Annotated in this window: 17 protein-coding genes; 3 read left to right on the forward strand and 14 right to left on the reverse strand. The window is 43.9% G+C overall.

The window, feature by feature from the left end; all coding sequences use genetic code 11:
* Position 1: 1 nt before the first annotated feature.
* Positions 2-514, reverse strand: a complete 513-nt coding sequence (gene folA, locus ABXS85_RS08475) for a type 3 dihydrofolate reductase (protein ID WP_353669588.1) — start codon at positions 512-514, stop codon at positions 2-4.
* Between the two features lie 126 nt (positions 515-640).
* On the opposite strand from folA, the gene ABXS85_RS08480 reads away from it, so the two are divergent.
* On the forward strand, positions 641-1492 hold the full coding sequence (locus ABXS85_RS08480; protein WP_353669589.1) for a thymidylate synthase: 852 nt from the start codon (positions 641-643) through the stop codon (positions 1490-1492).
* Positions 1493-1545: 53 nt separating this feature from the next.
* On the opposite strand, the gene ABXS85_RS08485 is transcribed toward ABXS85_RS08480, so the two are convergent.
* From ABXS85_RS08485 to ABXS85_RS08500, 4 genes are read right to left on the reverse strand one after another with little or no spacing between them, the layout of a single operon-like run.
* Positions 1546-1782, reverse strand: a complete 237-nt coding sequence (locus tag ABXS85_RS08485) for a DUF2164 domain-containing protein (protein ID WP_353669590.1) — start codon at positions 1780-1782, stop codon at positions 1546-1548.
* 34 nt (positions 1783-1816) lie between these two features.
* On the reverse strand, positions 1817-2614 hold the full coding sequence (gene lgt, locus ABXS85_RS08490) for a prolipoprotein diacylglyceryl transferase (RefSeq protein ID WP_353669591.1): 798 nt from the start codon (positions 2612-2614) through the stop codon (positions 1817-1819).
* A gap of 30 nt (positions 2615-2644) precedes the next feature.
* A complete protein-coding gene (ptsP, locus tag ABXS85_RS08495) occupies positions 2645-4933 on the reverse strand; it encodes a phosphoenolpyruvate--protein phosphotransferase (RefSeq protein ID WP_353669592.1) in 2289 nt (762 codons plus the stop codon).
* 51 nt (positions 4934-4984) lie between these two features.
* Complete coding sequence (locus tag ABXS85_RS08500; protein WP_353669593.1) at positions 4985-5473, reverse strand: RNA pyrophosphohydrolase; 489 nt, start codon at positions 5471-5473, stop codon at positions 4985-4987.
* Between the two features lie 135 nt (positions 5474-5608).
* On the opposite strand from ABXS85_RS08500, the gene ABXS85_RS08505 reads away from it, so the two are divergent.
* Positions 5609-6265 (forward strand): HAD family hydrolase, encoded by a 657-nt coding sequence (locus ABXS85_RS08505; protein ID WP_353669594.1) that lies wholly within the window; start codon positions 5609-5611, stop codon positions 6263-6265.
* Positions 6266-6334: 69 nt separating this feature from the next.
* On the opposite strand, the gene ABXS85_RS08510 is transcribed toward ABXS85_RS08505, so the two are convergent.
* Positions 6335-7531 (reverse strand): class I SAM-dependent rRNA methyltransferase, encoded by a 1197-nt coding sequence (locus ABXS85_RS08510; protein WP_353669595.1) that lies wholly within the window; start codon positions 7529-7531, stop codon positions 6335-6337.
* 117 nt (positions 7532-7648) lie between these two features.
* On the opposite strand from ABXS85_RS08510, the gene ABXS85_RS08515 reads away from it, so the two are divergent.
* On the forward strand, positions 7649-8515 hold the full coding sequence (locus tag ABXS85_RS08515) for an HDOD domain-containing protein (RefSeq protein WP_353669596.1): 867 nt from the start codon (positions 7649-7651) through the stop codon (positions 8513-8515).
* Between the two features lie 6 nt (positions 8516-8521).
* On the opposite strand, the gene ABXS85_RS08520 is transcribed toward ABXS85_RS08515, so the two are convergent.
* From ABXS85_RS08520 to folD, 8 genes are all read right to left on the reverse strand, one after another.
* A complete protein-coding gene (locus ABXS85_RS08520) occupies positions 8522-9583 on the reverse strand; it encodes an ABC transporter ATP-binding protein (RefSeq protein ID WP_353669597.1) in 1062 nt (353 codons plus the stop codon).
* A gap of 6 nt (positions 9584-9589) precedes the next feature.
* Positions 9590-11236, reverse strand: coding sequence for an iron ABC transporter permease (locus tag ABXS85_RS08525; RefSeq protein ID WP_353669598.1), 1647 nt, complete (start codon positions 11234-11236; stop codon positions 9590-9592).
* Between the two features lie 38 nt (positions 11237-11274).
* Positions 11275-12336 (reverse strand): Fe(3+) ABC transporter substrate-binding protein, encoded by a 1062-nt coding sequence (locus ABXS85_RS08530; RefSeq protein ID WP_353669599.1) that lies wholly within the window; start codon positions 12334-12336, stop codon positions 11275-11277.
* 187 nt (positions 12337-12523) lie between these two features.
* Entirely contained in the window at positions 12524-13351 is an 828-nt protein-coding gene (locus ABXS85_RS08535; protein WP_353669600.1) for an HDOD domain-containing protein, read from the reverse strand.
* Between the two features lie 107 nt (positions 13352-13458).
* Positions 13459-14664 (reverse strand): UbiH/UbiF/VisC/COQ6 family ubiquinone biosynthesis hydroxylase, encoded by a 1206-nt coding sequence (locus ABXS85_RS08540; protein ID WP_353669601.1) that lies wholly within the window; start codon positions 14662-14664, stop codon positions 13459-13461.
* 29 nt (positions 14665-14693) lie between these two features.
* Positions 14694-15995 carry an aminopeptidase P N-terminal domain-containing protein gene (locus tag ABXS85_RS08545; protein ID WP_353669602.1) on the reverse strand — a complete coding sequence of 434 codons (1302 nt, stop codon included), beginning with the start codon at positions 15993-15995 and terminating at the stop codon, positions 14694-14696.
* A gap of 32 nt (positions 15996-16027) precedes the next feature.
* Positions 16028-16618, reverse strand: coding sequence for a UPF0149 family protein (locus ABXS85_RS08550; RefSeq protein WP_353669603.1), 591 nt, complete (start codon positions 16616-16618; stop codon positions 16028-16030).
* 107 nt (positions 16619-16725) lie between these two features.
* Positions 16726-17568 (reverse strand): bifunctional methylenetetrahydrofolate dehydrogenase/methenyltetrahydrofolate cyclohydrolase FolD, encoded by an 843-nt coding sequence (gene folD / locus ABXS85_RS08555; RefSeq protein WP_353669604.1) that lies wholly within the window; start codon positions 17566-17568, stop codon positions 16726-16728.
* Positions 17569-17635: the final 67 nt, after the last annotated feature.

Here is a 17635-nt window from a genome sequence, read left to right on the forward strand (position 1 = left end):
ATCATTTCTTACCATTAGTTTTTTGGTAAACCGAAAAGCGATAATCATAAGGATTGTGACCTTCAGCAACAAAGTTTTCTTCGGCCATCAAGGTAAAAGATGGCCAGTCTACTTCAGGAAAAAAGGCATCCCCTGCGACTTCTGCATCCACATGAGTAATGTACAAGCGATCGGCTTTTGGTAAAGCCAATTCATAAATCTGCGCTCCACCTATCACCATAACTTCTTCTTGCCCATTCACTAGACAAATATCCTCTCCCAATGCAATGGCTTGCTCTAATGAAGACACCACATCAATACCTTCCGCTTGATATTTGTCATCACGAGTGATCACAATATTGCGACGACCAGGCAAAGGTTTACCAATGGATTCAAACGTTTTTCGCCCCATGACAATTGGCTTCCCCATGGTTGCCTGCTTGAAATATTTTAAATCATTTGGCAAATGCCAAGGCAACGCATTGTTAATACCAATGGTTCGGTTGGTCGACATGGCGACAATCAGTGACAACATAAGGATACCTTTTCAATCTATGCCGGATGAATCCAAGCCTGATATAATCTCAGCCAAGTATTATACCTATGGCAGACTAGATTGCATTGCTCAAATCTGCCATAAACCAATTTAAGCAGAGGCCTTATGAATCAATATTTGGACCTGTGTCAGCGCATTGTTGATCAGGGAGTGTGGGTAGACAACGAAAGAACTGGAAAACGATGCTTAACCGTGATTAATGCGGACTTAACCTATGACGTAGGTAAGGGTGAATTTCCCTTGGTTACCACACGCAAGAGTTACTGGAAGTCAGCCATTGCTGAAATCATCGGCTACTTAAGAGGCTATGACAATGCCGCTGATTTCCGTGCATTAGGCACCAAAACTTGGGATGCTAATGCCAATGACAACCCTGTATGGCTAAACAATCCACATCGTAAAGGCGAAGACGACATGGGACTCTGCTACGGTGCAATTGGTCGCAATTTTCCCAAGCCCGATGGGGGAGAAATCGATTTGTTGCAACAGATTATTGACGATTTAAGCCGTGGTGTGGACAACCGTGGAGAGATCCTTACCTTCTACCATCCGGGTGCATTTCACATGGCCTGCTTGCGCCCTTGTATGTATAGCCATCACTTTTCACTACTAGGCGATACCTTGTATTTAAACAGCACTCAACGAAGCTGTGATGTACCCTTAGGGTTAAATTTCAATATGATTCAAGTGTACGTTTTGCTGGCTCTCGTAGCACAAATAACAGGGCACAAGGCCGGACAAGCTTTTCATAAGATAGTGAATGCTCACATCTATGAGGATCAATTAGCACCCATGCGTGATGTGCAATTAAAACGTAAGCCTTATCCTGCTCCTACACTAAAAATCAATCCGGATATCAAATCATTAAAAGACATTGAAACCTGGGTTACGATGGACGATTTTGAAGTAGAAGGCTACCAATTCCATGAGCCTATTGCTTACCCATTTTCTGTCTAAGCAAGACCATAAAAAGGACATAGGTAAGGCGAGTCATCTACTCGCCTTTTACTTCAATTTACAGGCTGCTCTAATTCTTGGATTAGATAGCCTATCTCTGCGGATTTTTCGAGTAGAAGTTGATTCGCATCAGCAAGTCCTTTGTTATAGAAATAAGGGCCAATTTCTTGGCTAAAAAACGCCAGTAAAAACTCTGCCTCAAAATCACCGATGTCACTGTCTAGCTCATCCGTAAAATATTTTTTGCTCTTGCTGACAATGAGATCAGTTTCTTGCTGAGTGAATTCCACTATACTCTCCTCACCCTTGTCTGATGAGATACGGCTATTTTTGAGGGTACGCATTGCGGCTAAAGCCAAACACAATGAGAACAATCCCTAGCACAACCATTGGCACAGACAACAGCTGCCCTTGTGTTAACCAACCCCAAGCCAGATAGCCAATCTGGACATCTGGCTCACGCACAAACTCCACTAGTATTCTGAATACGCCATAGCAAAGTAAGAACATACCCGAAACACAGTAGCGCGGTTTAGGACGCAGTGAGAAAAACCATAAAATAGTAAACAAAGCTACGCCTTCTAGAGCGAATTGATATAGTTGCGAAGGATGGCGAGCTAATTGCAATGGATCGTTTGGGAAAATCATCGCCCAAGAAACATCAGTTGGTTTCCCCCAAAGTTCACCACCAATAAAATTACCAATACGTCCAGCCCCTAAACCAATCGGCACAAATGGTGCTAAAAAGTCGGTAACATCCACCAGATGTTTTTGATATTTGCGGGCAAATACATACATTGCGACTATCACGCCTAATAAACCGCCATGGAAAGACATACCACCTTCCCAAATACGTATCATTATCAGCGGATTATCAACAAACGATGGAAATTGATAAAACAAGATATAACCAATACGACCGCCTAGAATGACGCCAAGCGCACCATAAAATATGGCATCACTCACCATATCTTTAGTCCACAAGCCATGCGAACGTTTGGCTCGATAAACACCAAAAGCATAAGCGCCAGCAAAGCCAATTAGATACATGATGCCGTACCAATGCACAGCAATTGGTCCGATCGAAATGGCGATAGGATCAATATTAGGGTATGAAATCATAGTGAATTACCAAGCCTCTGTTGGTCAGAATCAATTTACTCGAGTGGTTTTGGAAGGACGAATCAAACGCTCGATATTAGCCTCTCGCATCATACGCGTCATGGTTTGCACCACAGTTTCAGCGTGAGACAAATTCAACACTTCTTGCAGCATGTTGTGCGCTTGCTCCATAGAAATATTTCGAATGACGGCTTTGACTTTAGGCAAGCTAGTAGAACTCATGGACAAAACATCATAGCCCATTGCCATGAGTAAAATGGCTCCCATAGGATCGCCCGCCATCTCACCACAAACACTCAACCCAACGCCTTCTTCTTTTACCTGATTCACAATACTCGCCAAAGCATGCAATACCGAAGGATGGAAAGAGTTATATAAATCAGCTACTCGAGGATTGTTCCTGTCCACCGCCAGCAAATACTGAGTCAAATCGTTGCTACCCACCGATAAAAAGTCCACCAGCTTGGCCAAAGTCCTAGCTTGATATACAGCGGCAGGGATTTCTATCATTACGCCAACCTTTGGCATTTTGACGTCGTAACCTTCTTCTTTCACTTCCGCATAAGCTCGACGAATCAAGGTTAAGGCTTCTTCTACTTCAGCCACATTAGAAATCATTGGCAACATGATTTTTAAGTTGTGTAGTTGAGCACTGGCTTTGATCATGGCACGAATTTGCGCCATGAAAATTTCCAAATGATCCAAGGTAACACGAATTCCTCGCCAACCTAGGAATGGATTAGCTTCTTCGATAGGAAAATAAGGTAAAGCTTTATCACCACCAATGTCCAAGGTTCGCACGGTGACCGGCGCGGGGGCAAAACCTTCCAACTGCTGACGGTAAATATGCACCTGTTCGGCTTCTGTCGGGAAGCGATCACGCACCATAAAAGGCACTTCGGTACGATACAAACCAATACCTTCAGCCCCTCTATCCAAAGAACGCGCAACGTCCGCTGACAAACCAGTGTTAACAAACAAGGACAAACGCTGACCATCAAGGGTTTCACAAGGTAAATCCTTGAGGGTTTCATATTCTTCTTCAAGCAAACGCTCTTCATCAACTATCTGCTGATAATTATCAATCAGATTGTCCGATGGATAAGTGAACACTTGACCTTGATAGCCATCCACAATTAGGTCGGCTTTATCAAGCTGGGCATAGGGTAGGTCTAACGCTCCCATGACGGTCGGAATACCCATTGCACGAGCCAGAATCGCCACATGAGAGTTGCCCGACCCCATTACTGACACTAGACCCTTGATCTTATCGATGGGAATTTCACCCAGCATGGAAGCCGTTAACTCTTCACCAACAATAATGGCAGGCTCATTAAAACGCTCCACTATATTAGGAGCATTTTCTTGCAAATGAGACAAGATACGACGACCTAAATCACGCAAATCCGACGCACGTTCACGTAAATATGGGTCGTCCATCCGATCAAATTGGTAAATATGCGCCTTGATTACTTGCCGTAACGCGCCTTGTGCCCATTGACCGCCTTTGATTTTTCGCACTACTTCACCAGCAATGGAATTATCGTCCAGTATCTTAAGATAGACATCAAATAAGGCTTTTTCATCCGCAGATAAATGCTGACTAATTCGATTACTGGCTTCTCGAATATCTTTACGAACCGCGTCTAGAGCTTGGTAAAAGTCTTCAATTTCCTTTTCAGGGTTGGCAGTCTCGCCGTCCGGGATAACATCCAAATCCGCCGGCGGAAAGACCACCACACCACGACCAATGGCGACCCCAGAACTACCCGGCACACCTTTATATCGAAAATCCGCACCACGAGGAGTGGCATTGGCATTAAGGCTGGTAATAGCACCAGTTGCTTCAGCATGGGCAATCACACCCGCTAACTGAGCAGACAAGGTAATAAGGAAAGCTTCCTCACCTTCATCAAAGCGGCGCTTGTCTTCATGCTGTACAACCAACACGCCCAATACTTGACGATGATGAATGATTGGCACCCCAAGAAATGAGCGATAGCGCTCCTCTCCAGTGCCTTTTAAATAATGAAAAGAAGGGTGAATATGCGCATCTTCAAGATTAACAGGTTCAGCACGACGACCAACCAAACTTACTAGCCCTTCATCGGCTTTGAGGCTAACGCTGCCAGCCACATCAGCATTCAGCCCGCGAGTCGCCATTAATATATACTCAGAAGTATTGGTATCTACTAGGTATATTGAACACACTTCCGCCCGCATAGCACGACGCACACGACGAACAATGATGTCTAACGCGGCAGACAAAGATCGTGCTGCTGTCACTTCTTGCGTAATGCGTCTTAATAAACTTAGCATAGCTCTCCCATTGCGCTTATCTCCTTCCCCTTCTGCGTTAGGTGCTTGTTATCACCATTTTTCTAATCGCCGATGAGCACTTTGGCTGAGTTCTTTGAGGGCTCGCCTGTAAACATCTTTTTTAAACGCGACTACTTGTCCCAGCGGGTACCAATAACTTACCCAGCGCCAGCCATCAAATTCAGGGCATTCTGTTCCATCCACACACACAGAAGTATCAGGACAACGAATTGACAGCAAAAACCACTTTTGCTTTTGTCCAATACACAAAGGTTTACTATTGTGTCTTAACATGCGTTTCGGGAGACGATAACGTAACCAACCCCTTGTTTTTCCGATAATTTCTACCTGATCTGGATTAAGCCCAACTTCTTCCTTAAGTTCTCGATACAAAGCTTGCTCAGGTGTTTCATCAGATTTGATTCCACCTTGGGGGAACTGCCACGCGTTTTGTCCTACACGTCTAGCCCAAAGCAGTTGGCCACGCTCGTTCATCAGTATGATGCCCACATTCGGTCTATATCCGTCTGCATCAATCACGAGCTATCACCTTCTAAAATAAGAATAAATTAGATTCATTGTTCCATAATTCGCCCATCCACACAATTAAGACTAATGTTATTTATTGTCTCTGAGGCTATAATTTCCGCACTTCATACCAACTAAGGACCAACTGTGACACTCGCAATCTTTGATCTAGATGGCACCCTATTAAGCGGTGACAGTGATTATTCTTGGGGACAATTTCTAGTCGAAAAAGAACTCGTTGACATTCAGCTGTATCAACAAGCAAACGACAGGTTTTTTCAGCAATATCAAGCTGGCACTTTGGATATTCACGAATACCTCGCCTTTAGCCTTGCACCATTGAAAAGCTTCTCTGCTGAGCAACTTAATCAATTGCATCAAGACTTCATGACAGAAAAAGTTCGCCCTATGATGCAAGAGAAAGCGACCGAGTTATTGAACAAACACAAACAACAAGGTCATTTTCTCTTAATGATCACGGCAACTAATCAATTCGTGACAGGCCCAATTGCTGAAGCACTGGGCATGGATCACATTATTGCGCCTGTTCCTGAAGTCATCAACAATAGTTATACTGGTAAAATTGTTGGCATACCCAGCTTTCAGGATGGAAAAGTTACCAGACTAAATGAATGGCTGAAAGAAACAGGTTACAACTTAGAAGGAAGCTACTTTTATAGTGACTCTCGTAATGATTTACCACTGTTAGAGTTAGTCGATCACCCTATTGCAGTGGATGCTGATGAGACTTTAAGTAAAATCGCCGAAGAACGTCACTGGCCACACATTTCACTGCGCGACTAAATTGATTTAACCTAAAGCCCTGCAAAAGCCATAAAAAAGCGCCTCCATGGCGCTTTTTTATGTCGACTTTTACAATCCCATATTATTGTGGATGCGGTAGAAAAGTGCCTTTAAATATTCCGTTTCAGGAATCGCAGGATGCACAGGATGATCAGGAGCTTGAGTTCCGCGATATATTAGCTGAGAAAAACGTTCCAACTGACGGCTGTTGCTGCGCACTATATCGTGCAAACGACTGGTTTCTAAATGCATAGAGCATGAACCAGAAACTAAGATTCCGCCTTTGGCCACCAAACGCATCGCCAGTTGATTGGCTCTGTGATAAGCCCCTTCACCTGCCTTGATGTCTTTACGGCGAGCAATAAAAGCCGGCGGATCCATAACAACTACATCAAAACGCTGCTTTTCATCGATCAAAGATTGCATCGCATCGAAAGCATCACCTTGCATCAAGTTGCCATCACCTTCGTACTGGTTCAATTTTAAATTCGCGTCCACATGATCTAAAGCCGCTTCAGAAGCATCAATAAAAGTCACCTCTGTCGCGCCAGCAGAAGCCGCCTGTACTCCCCAACCACCAACGTATGAAAAGACATCTAATACACGTTTACCTGAACAAAAACCTTGCATCGTCTTACGGTTTTCTCTGTGGTCATAAAACCAACCGGTTTTTTGTCCGTCCCAAACTGGCGCTTGGAACAAGACATCATTTTCCTGTAAAAATACCACCTCAGGCACGGTACCAAAGACTTCTTCAACGTAGGAATCCAAGCCTTCAATTTGGCGCATTTTGCCGTCATTTTTCATTAAAATAGCAATGGGCTTCACTACTTCTTGTAATGCTTCGATGATTTCATTTTTAACGCGCTCCATTCCTGCAGTGGATATCTGCACCACTAAAATATCCGCAAACCTGTCCACAACCAATCCAGACAAACCATCAGAATCACCAAAGACCAAACGATAATAAGGTGCAGAATAGGACATCTCACGCAGAGACAAGGCGATTTTAATGCGGTGAATCAAAGTCGACTTATTTAATAGCGTATCCACACTTCGGCTAATTAATCGACCGCAAATAAGTGCATTTGGATTAATGGTCGCCACACCCAAAGCTTTGCCCTGAGCAGACTCCACAACAACTTGATCACCAGGCGAAAACTGCTTCAAAGGCGTCTGCGAGGTATTGACTTCGTTACTATAAATCCATTGATGTCCAGCTCTAATACGTCGATCTACTTGACCTTTTAGTCGAATTACGCTCAAAATGCTCACCTAAGTTGTTTAAAAAAAGGCTATTATAGAGACTCCAGGCTCAATTGCTATGGGATAGAAAAGAGCCGTTTGTTTTACCCTAGATAGCCATACTATAAAGAAGTTTGTATGCCATCATCTGTTAATGAAAACCAGCTAGGAAGGATTCTCCGAGGTATCAGCATTCCGCCGCAACCTCAGGTGATGGTCGACCTGCATATGGAACAAGCCATGCCGGATCCGGACATGGATCGTATTGCCAATATTATAGCTCAAGACGTTAGTTTATCTGCTGCTGTACTCAAATTGGTTAACTCTAAAGCATTTGGATTAGAACAAAAAATCGCTTCTATACAGCAGGCGGTAGTGATGCTGGGTACTCACAGCGTTACCAATTTGGTAAACGGTTTAGCGGTAAAAAGCGAACTTTCTGATGAAGCAATTCAATCACTGCACAGTTTCTGGGACACCGCCAGTGACATTGCGGCCATCAGTTCAAGTATCGCCAATCAACTCAATTTCAAATACAAAGACGAATGTTACGCTCTGGGACTTTTTCATAATGCAGGCATCCCCTTGATGCTAACGCGTTTTAACAATTATCAACAGGTACTTCACCAAGCCTATCAAGATCCAGAATTCAACATTACTGACACAGAAAATCAAGCATTCAAAACCAATCACTCGGTCATTGGTTATTATCTGGCAAAATCTTGGGGATTACCAAAGAGTTGTTGTACTGTCATAGCTGAGCATCATCGAATCGAACACCTGTTTTCTAATCGCGTGGCTGGCGATAAATTGAATCTGTCTTTCGCTGCCATTTTGAAAATGTCAGAGCACATCGCTTCAACTTATAAGCATATTGGAGGAGCGGATGAAGACCATGAATGGAACTTGATTAAGCACCATGCATTAGAACATTTTGATCTGACTGAATACGACTTTGATGGCATAAGAGAAGCTTGTTATGAACAAGGACTCGGTCTTGTCTAATGCCCTTTACTCGCGCCTAAACATAACTAAGTGATCCAGGTTTATGGTCAAACCAATCGCTTGACCAATGGCATGATTATGGTGAGACGAAGCAAAGCAATACACTTCTTTGCCCGAAGACAATAATACACGATACAAAAAATGCGATCCGCGAAACCACTTACTAATAATAATCCCCTGAAACGGACTATCATCATCATGCAAAATATCATCTGGCCTGACTAATAAGTCGACAGGGGTTTTATCCTCCATACCGTGGTCTTTACCACTGTGAATTTCGCCTAAATCCGAATGAACACAATCTTTGCCACACACCACCGCAGGCAAAAAATCCCCATGACCGATAAAGCTGGCTACAAATCTTGTCGCTGGTTGATGGTAAATTTCATAGCTGCCACCAGTTTGATGAATCTCCCCAGCCGACATGATAGATATCTGATCCGCCATAGCAAAGGCTTCCATTTGATCATGGGTTACCAGCAAAGCGCTCATTTTTTCTTGGCGAAGAATGTTACGAATTTCCGGCACCAATTCTTCACGTAATTTCGCATCCAAACCTGAAAAAGGCTCATCCATTAACAAGAGTTTTGGCTTTGGCGCCAGCGCCCTTGCCAAAGCAATTCTCTGCTGCTGACCGCCAGACAAAGAGTGAGGGTAACGCTGCTCAAAGTCTGTCAGTCCAACCAAGGCTAACAAATGCTTAATGCGCGCTTGCACATCATTTTTTGACCATTCACCCAGTCCAAAGGCAATATTCTCTGCCACGGTTAAGTGCGGAAATAACGCAATATCTTGAAAAACCATGCCAATTTTACGGCGCTCAGGCGCTTGATGCGTCTTGGCACTGGACACTAGCTGTCCATCTAATAAAATTTCCCCAGACATCAAGGGTTCAAAACCTGCTATTGCACGTAATAAGGTAGATTTACCACAACCACTTGGGCCAAGCAGACAACCAATTTGTCCAAACGATAAATGAAAACTGGCTTGCTTAACCACTTGTTGTCCTTGGTAACCTATGGTCACCTCGTGCAAGCTTAAATCAGAAAATTGATTTGATTCCATCATAACAGTCTACTTTGCCCCAGTGACATCAGAAGAAATTGAGCGACTCAATAAAATCACAGGCCCTAGACTCACCAACACAATCATGAGTGAAGCAGGTGCTGCATCCACCAGACGTTCATCAGAAGCCAACTCAAAAGCCCTTACCGCCAGCGTATTAAAATTAAAAGGTCGCAATACCAAGGTAGCTGGAAGTTCTTTGAGAACATCCACAAATACAATTAAGATAGCCGTTAGAATGGACCCTTTTAATAAAGGAAAATGGATACGACGCAACACACCCCAATTGTTCATCCCCAAAGTACGCGCAGACATATCCATGCTTGGCTTTATTTTGCCCAGACCATTTTGAACCGCGCCTAAAGAGACGGCCATGAAGCGAACAGAATAAGCAAAGAGTAAGGCAAACAAAGTGCCAGACAACAGCAAGCCAAGTTTGTATCCTGTTAGATCCATTGTCCAATCAATCAACTTATGATCTAACCATGCTAAAGGTACTAAAACACCAATGGCTATGATGGTGCCGGGCAGAGCATAACCCAAACCAGACATACCAATTGACACCTTTATTAAGTTACCTCGATATAAGCGTCCAGCGTAGCTCAATAACAAAGCCATAGCGACTAATAACAACGCTGCCATAGCGGCGAGATAAAATGAGTTCCAAGCCAATTGTGCGAAACGCGCCCCCATGAAATCCGCTTTAAACACACTCCAATAGGCCAACACACCCGCCGGCAACAAAAAGCCTAATAAAATAGGTAAGGTACAAAACAAAACAGCAAAGCAAGTTTGAACATGAGTCAGACGAATACGACGATTACTGGCCTTTTTCATTCCAGAATTATGGTAGCGAATACGATGACGGGAATAACGCTCTAGTAGAATCAACAGGGTAACAAACAGCAATAACACCCCAGCCAATTGGGAGGCGGCAGCGACATCACCAAAGCCATAAAAAGTACGCAAAATACCCGTAGTAAAGGTATTTACGCTGAAATACTGCACCGTACCATAGTCCGCTAAGGTTTCCATAAGCGCCAAGGTTAAGCCAGTTACTATGGCTGGACGCGCCATTGGCAAGGCCAATTTAAAGAAGGCTTTGCGGTTTGAGTAACCCAAGGTTTTGGCCACTTCTAAACTGTTCGCAGACTGTTCCAAAAAAGCAGCACGACTCATTAGATAAACGTAGGGATACAACACCAAAATCAGCATTGTCATAGCGCCGCCTAAAGAACGAATCTCAAAAAACCAATATTCCCCATAACGCCACCCCGTTAGATGACGAATAAAACTTTGTACAGGTCCGGCAAAATCCAATATGCCTGTATAAGTATAAGCAATGATATATGCGGGAAAAGCCATAGGCAGTAATAAAGCCCATGATAAAAGACGACGACCAGTAAAATCACACATACTGGTTAACCAAGCTGAAGGCACACCAATACATAGCACGCCAATGCCAACACCAAACATTAGCCAAAAAGAGTTACTTATGTATTCCCCAAGCACAGTATGGTAAAGATGATGCCAAACTTCACCATCACCAATCACCACATTGACCAGCACCACGAGAATAGGCAAAGAAAGAAGTGCGGCAATCAAGAATGCCGCACTAGGAAGAAAAGGAAATGGAAAGCCTTTAGAGGAGTTCAAGGGTGTACTAAAACCTTATTGTCAATAGTCTTTGACTGTTACTTCCAGCCACCAATATCCATTAGTTCAACGGCTTGACGATTATTTTCGCCCAATTTACTTAAGGATAAACTATCCGCGTGGAACTGACCAAAAGGTGCTAACATTTCGGGGGCACCAATACCTTCTACAACGGGATATTCATTATTCACATGAGCATACCATTCTTGGGCTTTTTTACTGGTTAAAAACTCCAGCAATAATTTAGCATTTTCTATGTTGGTTGCAGCTGCTGTAATACCAGCACCACTTACATTCACATGGGCACCACGATCGCCTTTTGCCTGATTTGGCCAAAAAGGTTTCACTTTTTGATACACCTCTCTATCACTAGCACGATCACTCTGGCCTAAACGACCATAGTAGTAAGTGTTCGCTAAGGTGATATCACATACGCCAGCGGCTACCGCTTTCAATAAATCCACATCCCCACCAAAAGGCGGACGTGCCAAATTTGCCATCAAACCTTTAATCCAAGCCTGTGTTTGCTCTGGGCCATCAGCTTCTATCATGGACGCAACCAATGATTGATTATAAATATTGGCAGAAGAACGCACACAAATTCGACCTTTCCATTTATCATCAACTAGATCTTCATAACGGCTTAGTTCACTTGGAGAAACCTTATCTGGGTTATAAAAAATGACTCGAGCACGTTGAGACAAACCAAACCAATAACTGTCTTTATCACGCAAGTGAGCTGGAATATTTGCCTCTAATACATCACTTTGAAGCGGCTGCAAAACTCCAGCGGCTTTAGCGCGGTGAAGACGTCCAGCGTCCACCGTGATAAAAACATCAGCAGGGCTTGCGCTGCCTTCAGCACGTAAGCGACTTAATAAAGCATCAGCAGATCCGGTAATAAGATTGACTACAACATCATTTTCTTCAGAAAAAGTATCTAAAATAGGTGCTATCAAAGATTCTTTGCGCGCGGAATAAATATTCACTTCCCCTTTGGCGAAGCTAGCAACAGAAGTCAAAAGAGCGGAACAAATGAGAGCCAGGCTAAAACCTCGCTTCAAGCCTTTATACTGTGTTTTTTTATTTATTAATTGCATTCTAATCGCCATTACTACCTTCCAGAATATTTAGCATTTTCTCGTACCTATGAATACGTCCATGCGCCAATAAAGAAAATAAGGTCGTTGAAAAATGAGTCAGAAATTGAGTGTCGAAGTTAGCATAAGAAAACCATAAACACTAGCGATTCTCATTCCACAGAAAAAGGATTATCACTTCGACCATCTAATAAATCAATGGGGACAACTCGTTACCAATCTGTAATGCCTCATCTAAATCAAACATCACACTTTCACCCAAACCAGCCGCTTTAACTACAGCTTTTGGAAGACTTTCGCGTACCAACTCAATCTCACGTTCACTGCGGATGCAAGCATTCAGAAAACAGGCCAGATTCAATACACACGCCAAAGGTTGCGGATTATCATTCATAAAAGGTCGTTTATGTTCTTTTACCGCAACCCCTAAGTTGGCTGGAAATTTCCACTGGTCCATTAAAGCTTGTCCAGCTTGTTGAGTGGTAAATCCCAATAAATCCATTTCGGCTTTCATGCGACTGGCTTTACGATTATCTACTAATGTCTGAATCTCTAACGCTGTTTCAGGTGCCGTTAAATGCAGTAATAACACCCCGATGTTATGCACAATCCCTACTGTGAAAGCTTCATCTTCATTAACCAAATTGCTACGTTTAGCAACCCATTTTGCCAACTCAGCAACCTGAAAGGAGTCTGCCCAGAAATCGCGCAGATTAACACCTTCAGCACTTTCCACTGACGCAGAAAAACCAGAAGCAATCACCAAGGTCTTTAACTTTTCCATTCCGATCAATACCGTGGCCTCATCAATAGAAGAGATCTTACGCGATAGACCAAAATAGGCTGAGTTAACGATACGCAATACTTTCAGTGAAATGGTCTGGTCATGAGCAACCTTGCTGCTGATATCAGAGTAATTTGCATCAGGATCACCCAATAATTGGATCAGTTCACGAACCACATCGGGCACATTAGGCAGCTTATCCGTTTGCTTGATTAACTCTTCAATACGCATGTTATTTGCCTTATCTGTTAGCTATCAACAGCTATGCAGCATAAGTCAGCCGTTTTTTTTTACAACGGGAAATACGTAGCGTTTTGAAAACGAAGAAAAGGCTATGATTACAAAAAAGAAGACAGTCCAGCAGCACGAGCTACCACTTTGTTTTTTATCCCTTGGCTACGATTAAATTGTTTCATACCCACATTACGCAGGCAGACCAACAAAGGATGCTGACTGGCAAACAGACGCTTAAAACTTTCCATACCAGCTGCCATAGCAAGATTATCCAGCATTCGAGCGCGCTGGTAACGACGTAATACCTGACAAGAGCCCAAAGCCTCACCACCTTGATGCGCTTTACTGAACACTTCAACCAAGGCCTTTACATCACCAAAACCGAGATTCGCACCTTGTCCAGCTAACGGGTGAATGGTATGTGCAGCATCACCAATTAAAGCAATACCAGCTTTCACGTACTGTTTTGCATGACGCTGACGTAAAGGGATGGCTTGACGCTCACGGGTTAATGACAACACCTCAAAACGTCGATTAATAGCGTAGTTTAAACGACGACAAAAAGCCTCATCAGACAGTGCCATTAAAGCATCCGCTTCTTTTGGAGGGACTGACCAAACAATGGAAATGAAGTGACGCTCTGCAACACTGGGCAAAGGCAAGAAAGCCAGAATGCCTTCATCGCCAAAGCTTTGCCAAGCGGTATTTTGATGACTTTGATCTATTTCAATGGTGGCCACAATGGCGCTGTGACCATAATCCCACTCGACTGTGGCAAAATCATTCTGTTGACGCAACAAAGACATAGCACCATCAGCACCTATTATAGTCTGTGCCAACAAAGAATAACCGGATGTTAAGGTCGCAGAAACGCCGGACTCGGCTAACTGGTATGACTCTAATGTATCACCCAAATAGAGATCCACATTGGGTTCTTGTTTGAGGCAATCCATAAGACTTTGATTAAGAACTGCATTTTCAACGAGATGGCCTAATTCTGGCATTTTGTTACGTTCAGCATTAAAGTCTACTAATCCGTCGCCTAAACCATCCCACACCACCATATTGTCATAACTTGCTAAACGTTCCATTGGCATATTCTGCCAAACGCCAGCATCTTCTAACAAACTTTTAGATTGCGCGGACAAAGCACTTACCCGGGCATCATAGGCTGGTGGCGTGGAGAGTGTGTATAACCCAGTGTGTTTATCCACAAGCGCCACACGCATTGAGGATTGGGCAAGCAATATGGCCGACAAGGACCCTACCATGCCAGCTCCCACCACAATTACGTCATACGCTTTCGCCATGAGATTGTCTCCAACTACATCATCTAATTTTATTGCGCCATCAAGGCTTCAATGTCATGGATTTCTTTGGGCAGTCCATGTGTCAATACATAAGGGCCATCGGCTTTGATCAGTACATCGTCTTCGATACGAATACCAATGCCACGCCACTGTTCTGCCACATTCATATTGTCTTTAGAAACATACAAACCCGGCTCAATGGTCAGCACCATACCTTCTTCCAATAAACGGGATTGCCCAGCCACTTTGTAAGCGCCACAATCGTGTACATCCAACCCAAGCCAATGACCGGTATTATGCATATAAAAATCACGGTATGCTTTGCTCTCGATCAGTTCTTCGACCTTTCCTTTCAGCAAGCCCAACTTTACCAAACCTTGCGTTAAGGTCTGCACCGCTGCGTTGTGAAAGGCCTCGTAAGGTTTGTTCACCTGCAACTCAAGCATGCCCGCCTGATAAGCATCTAATACCAGTTGATACAAAGCTGCTTGTGGCGCTGAGAAGCGGCCATTCGCAGGAAAAGTTCGAGTGATATCTGACGCATAACATGAAAGCTCTGCACCGGCATCAATTAAGATTAAATCCCCATCTTGAATTTCAGCATCGTTTTTAATGTAATGTAAAATACACGCATTTGCGCCACTGGCAACAATGTTATTATACGCGGGTTGACGTGCCGCGGATTTCATGAAGACATAGTTCAATTCCGCTTCCAGCTGATACTCCATCATACCGGGACGCACAGAGCGCATAGCTTGTTTATGAGCTTCTACACTGATTTGGGCTGCTGCTTCCATAATGGCGATTTCTTCCATATCTTTACGTAAGCGCATTTCTGCCACAGGCTGAGACAGGTCTAGTTGACTTTGTGGTGGCTGCGCACCCATTCGCACTCTGCCAGCTAAAGCATTTCGACACGCTGCCAACTCTTCTCTTAAACGCGCATCGCCAAAAACATATACCAGATGATCAGCGCCATCCATGGATTCTTGCAAGGTGTCATTTAAGGCAGTTAGTGGCTGCGCTTGAACAGCACCAAACTCCGCAATTGCACCCTCTACACCATAGCGAAAACCATCCCACTGCTCTTTTTCAGGATCTTTCGGCAAAGTGACTAGGGTTAAATCCCCTTGTCCGCTAATGATGGCGTAAGCACTGGGTTCAGAAAAACCGGTTAGATAATAAAAACTGCTGTCAGGTCTAAACTCATAATCACAATCATTGTTGCGCACCGCTAATTCACCGGTACGAATGACCACCACGCTGTTGTCTGGTAAAGACGACATCAAGCGCTCACGACGAGCTTGATAGGTTTGTAAAGAGATTTTCATTTAGACCTCGTTTGCTTATTAATCCATTGCCATTAATGCAAAGCGTTTTGTTGACTATTATCCGCGTCAGGATTCACATCATGATGCTCGGAATACATCATCATGGCAGACAAACGAACATATTCGACCAATTCAGTTAAATCCGCCTCGTTGTCATTATTGTCTTCCAAATGACGCATTTCCTCTTGCATACCAGAGATATTGGCAAAATCACGCAAAATTTGTTTGGTTTCTTCCGACAAGTCCTTTTTCTGTCCTGACAAACCGTAACCTGCCAAGAAGCCATGCGCCCATTGGGACAAGGTGACACCTCGTTCACTCAATTCAGCATCATCATCAGCAATACTGGGTACCAAAGCGTATTCCCCGTTTTGAAATAAAGTCAAAGTGGCGGTGTAGAGTTCAATAATCGCGGCGCGACTGGCCTCTTCCTTCCAACTTTCAATATCGCAAAACTCCACCACCATGGAAAGCCAATCTTCTAATGGTAAAGTAACACCTGAAGCCAAATAGCCACATAGTTGACCGTGTAACTCAGCAGGCGAAGCGGGTATGGATTCACTGACAAACACATCGGCGATCAGATCAAAATCCAAAGCATCTTTTAGCATTTCGGTAGACATCTTCTGCCTCATTTTATCTTGGTTGTTATACAAATAAAGAGCGACTGCGCAAATAAAGAAGCCGCACCAAAATCTGTGCGGCTTGTGAATTTCGCTCTTTTAAGACCTTAATTTAGCTGCTTCAAACCAGATTCTAAGGTCTGCAAAATCAGCGTATTAATGGTCATTGGTCCCACACCACCTGGCACTGGAGTATAGGCAGAGACGCGTTCAGTGAGTGGCGCTAATTCAATATCGCCTACACCACCAGGATGATAACCTGCATCCACCACAACAGCACCGTCCTTAATCCACTGCGCTTTTATAAACTCTGGTTTACCAACCGCACCAACCACCACATCGGCTTGTTTAATAAAGTCCGCAAGGTTTTGCGTACGGGAATGGCAAATGGTCACAGTAGCGTTCGCGTTCAACATCATCATGGCCATTGGTTTACCCAAGATTGGGCTTCGCCCTACCACAACCACATGTTTACCTTCTAAAGGCACTTTGTATTCCGCTAACAAACGCATGATACCCGCTGGCGTTGCCGCTCCATAAGCGGGTTCTTGCATCGCCATACGGCCAAAACCTAAGCAAGTAACACCATCCACGTCTTTATGAGCAGCGATGGCATCAAAACACAAGCGCTCGTTAATTTGTTTTGGTACAGGGTGTTGCAACAGAATGCCGTGTACATCTGGGTTATCATTCAATTCATGAATTTTATTTAGCAACTGTTCTGTGGTCGTGCTTTCAGGCAATTCGATCGCCATAGAGTCCATACCCACGCGGCGACAAGCATTGCCTTTCATTTTTACGTAGGTTGCTGAAGCGGGATCCGCGCCCACTAGAATGGTTGCTAAAATCGGTGTGCCACCAGTGCGTTCTTTAAGCTCCGCCACTTGAGCTTGCAAACGAGTTTCGGTTTCTTTGGCGCATAATTTGCCATCAAGAACCAATGCTGTCATGAATGAACTCCAAAATATCTCGGTGATGTTTGAGGGAGGCACATTGTACCTCAAGTTGACTCATGAT

This window comes from Marinomonas sp. THO17, from assembly GCF_040436405.1.
Taxonomy (GTDB): domain Bacteria; phylum Pseudomonadota; class Gammaproteobacteria; order Pseudomonadales; family Marinomonadaceae; genus Marinomonas.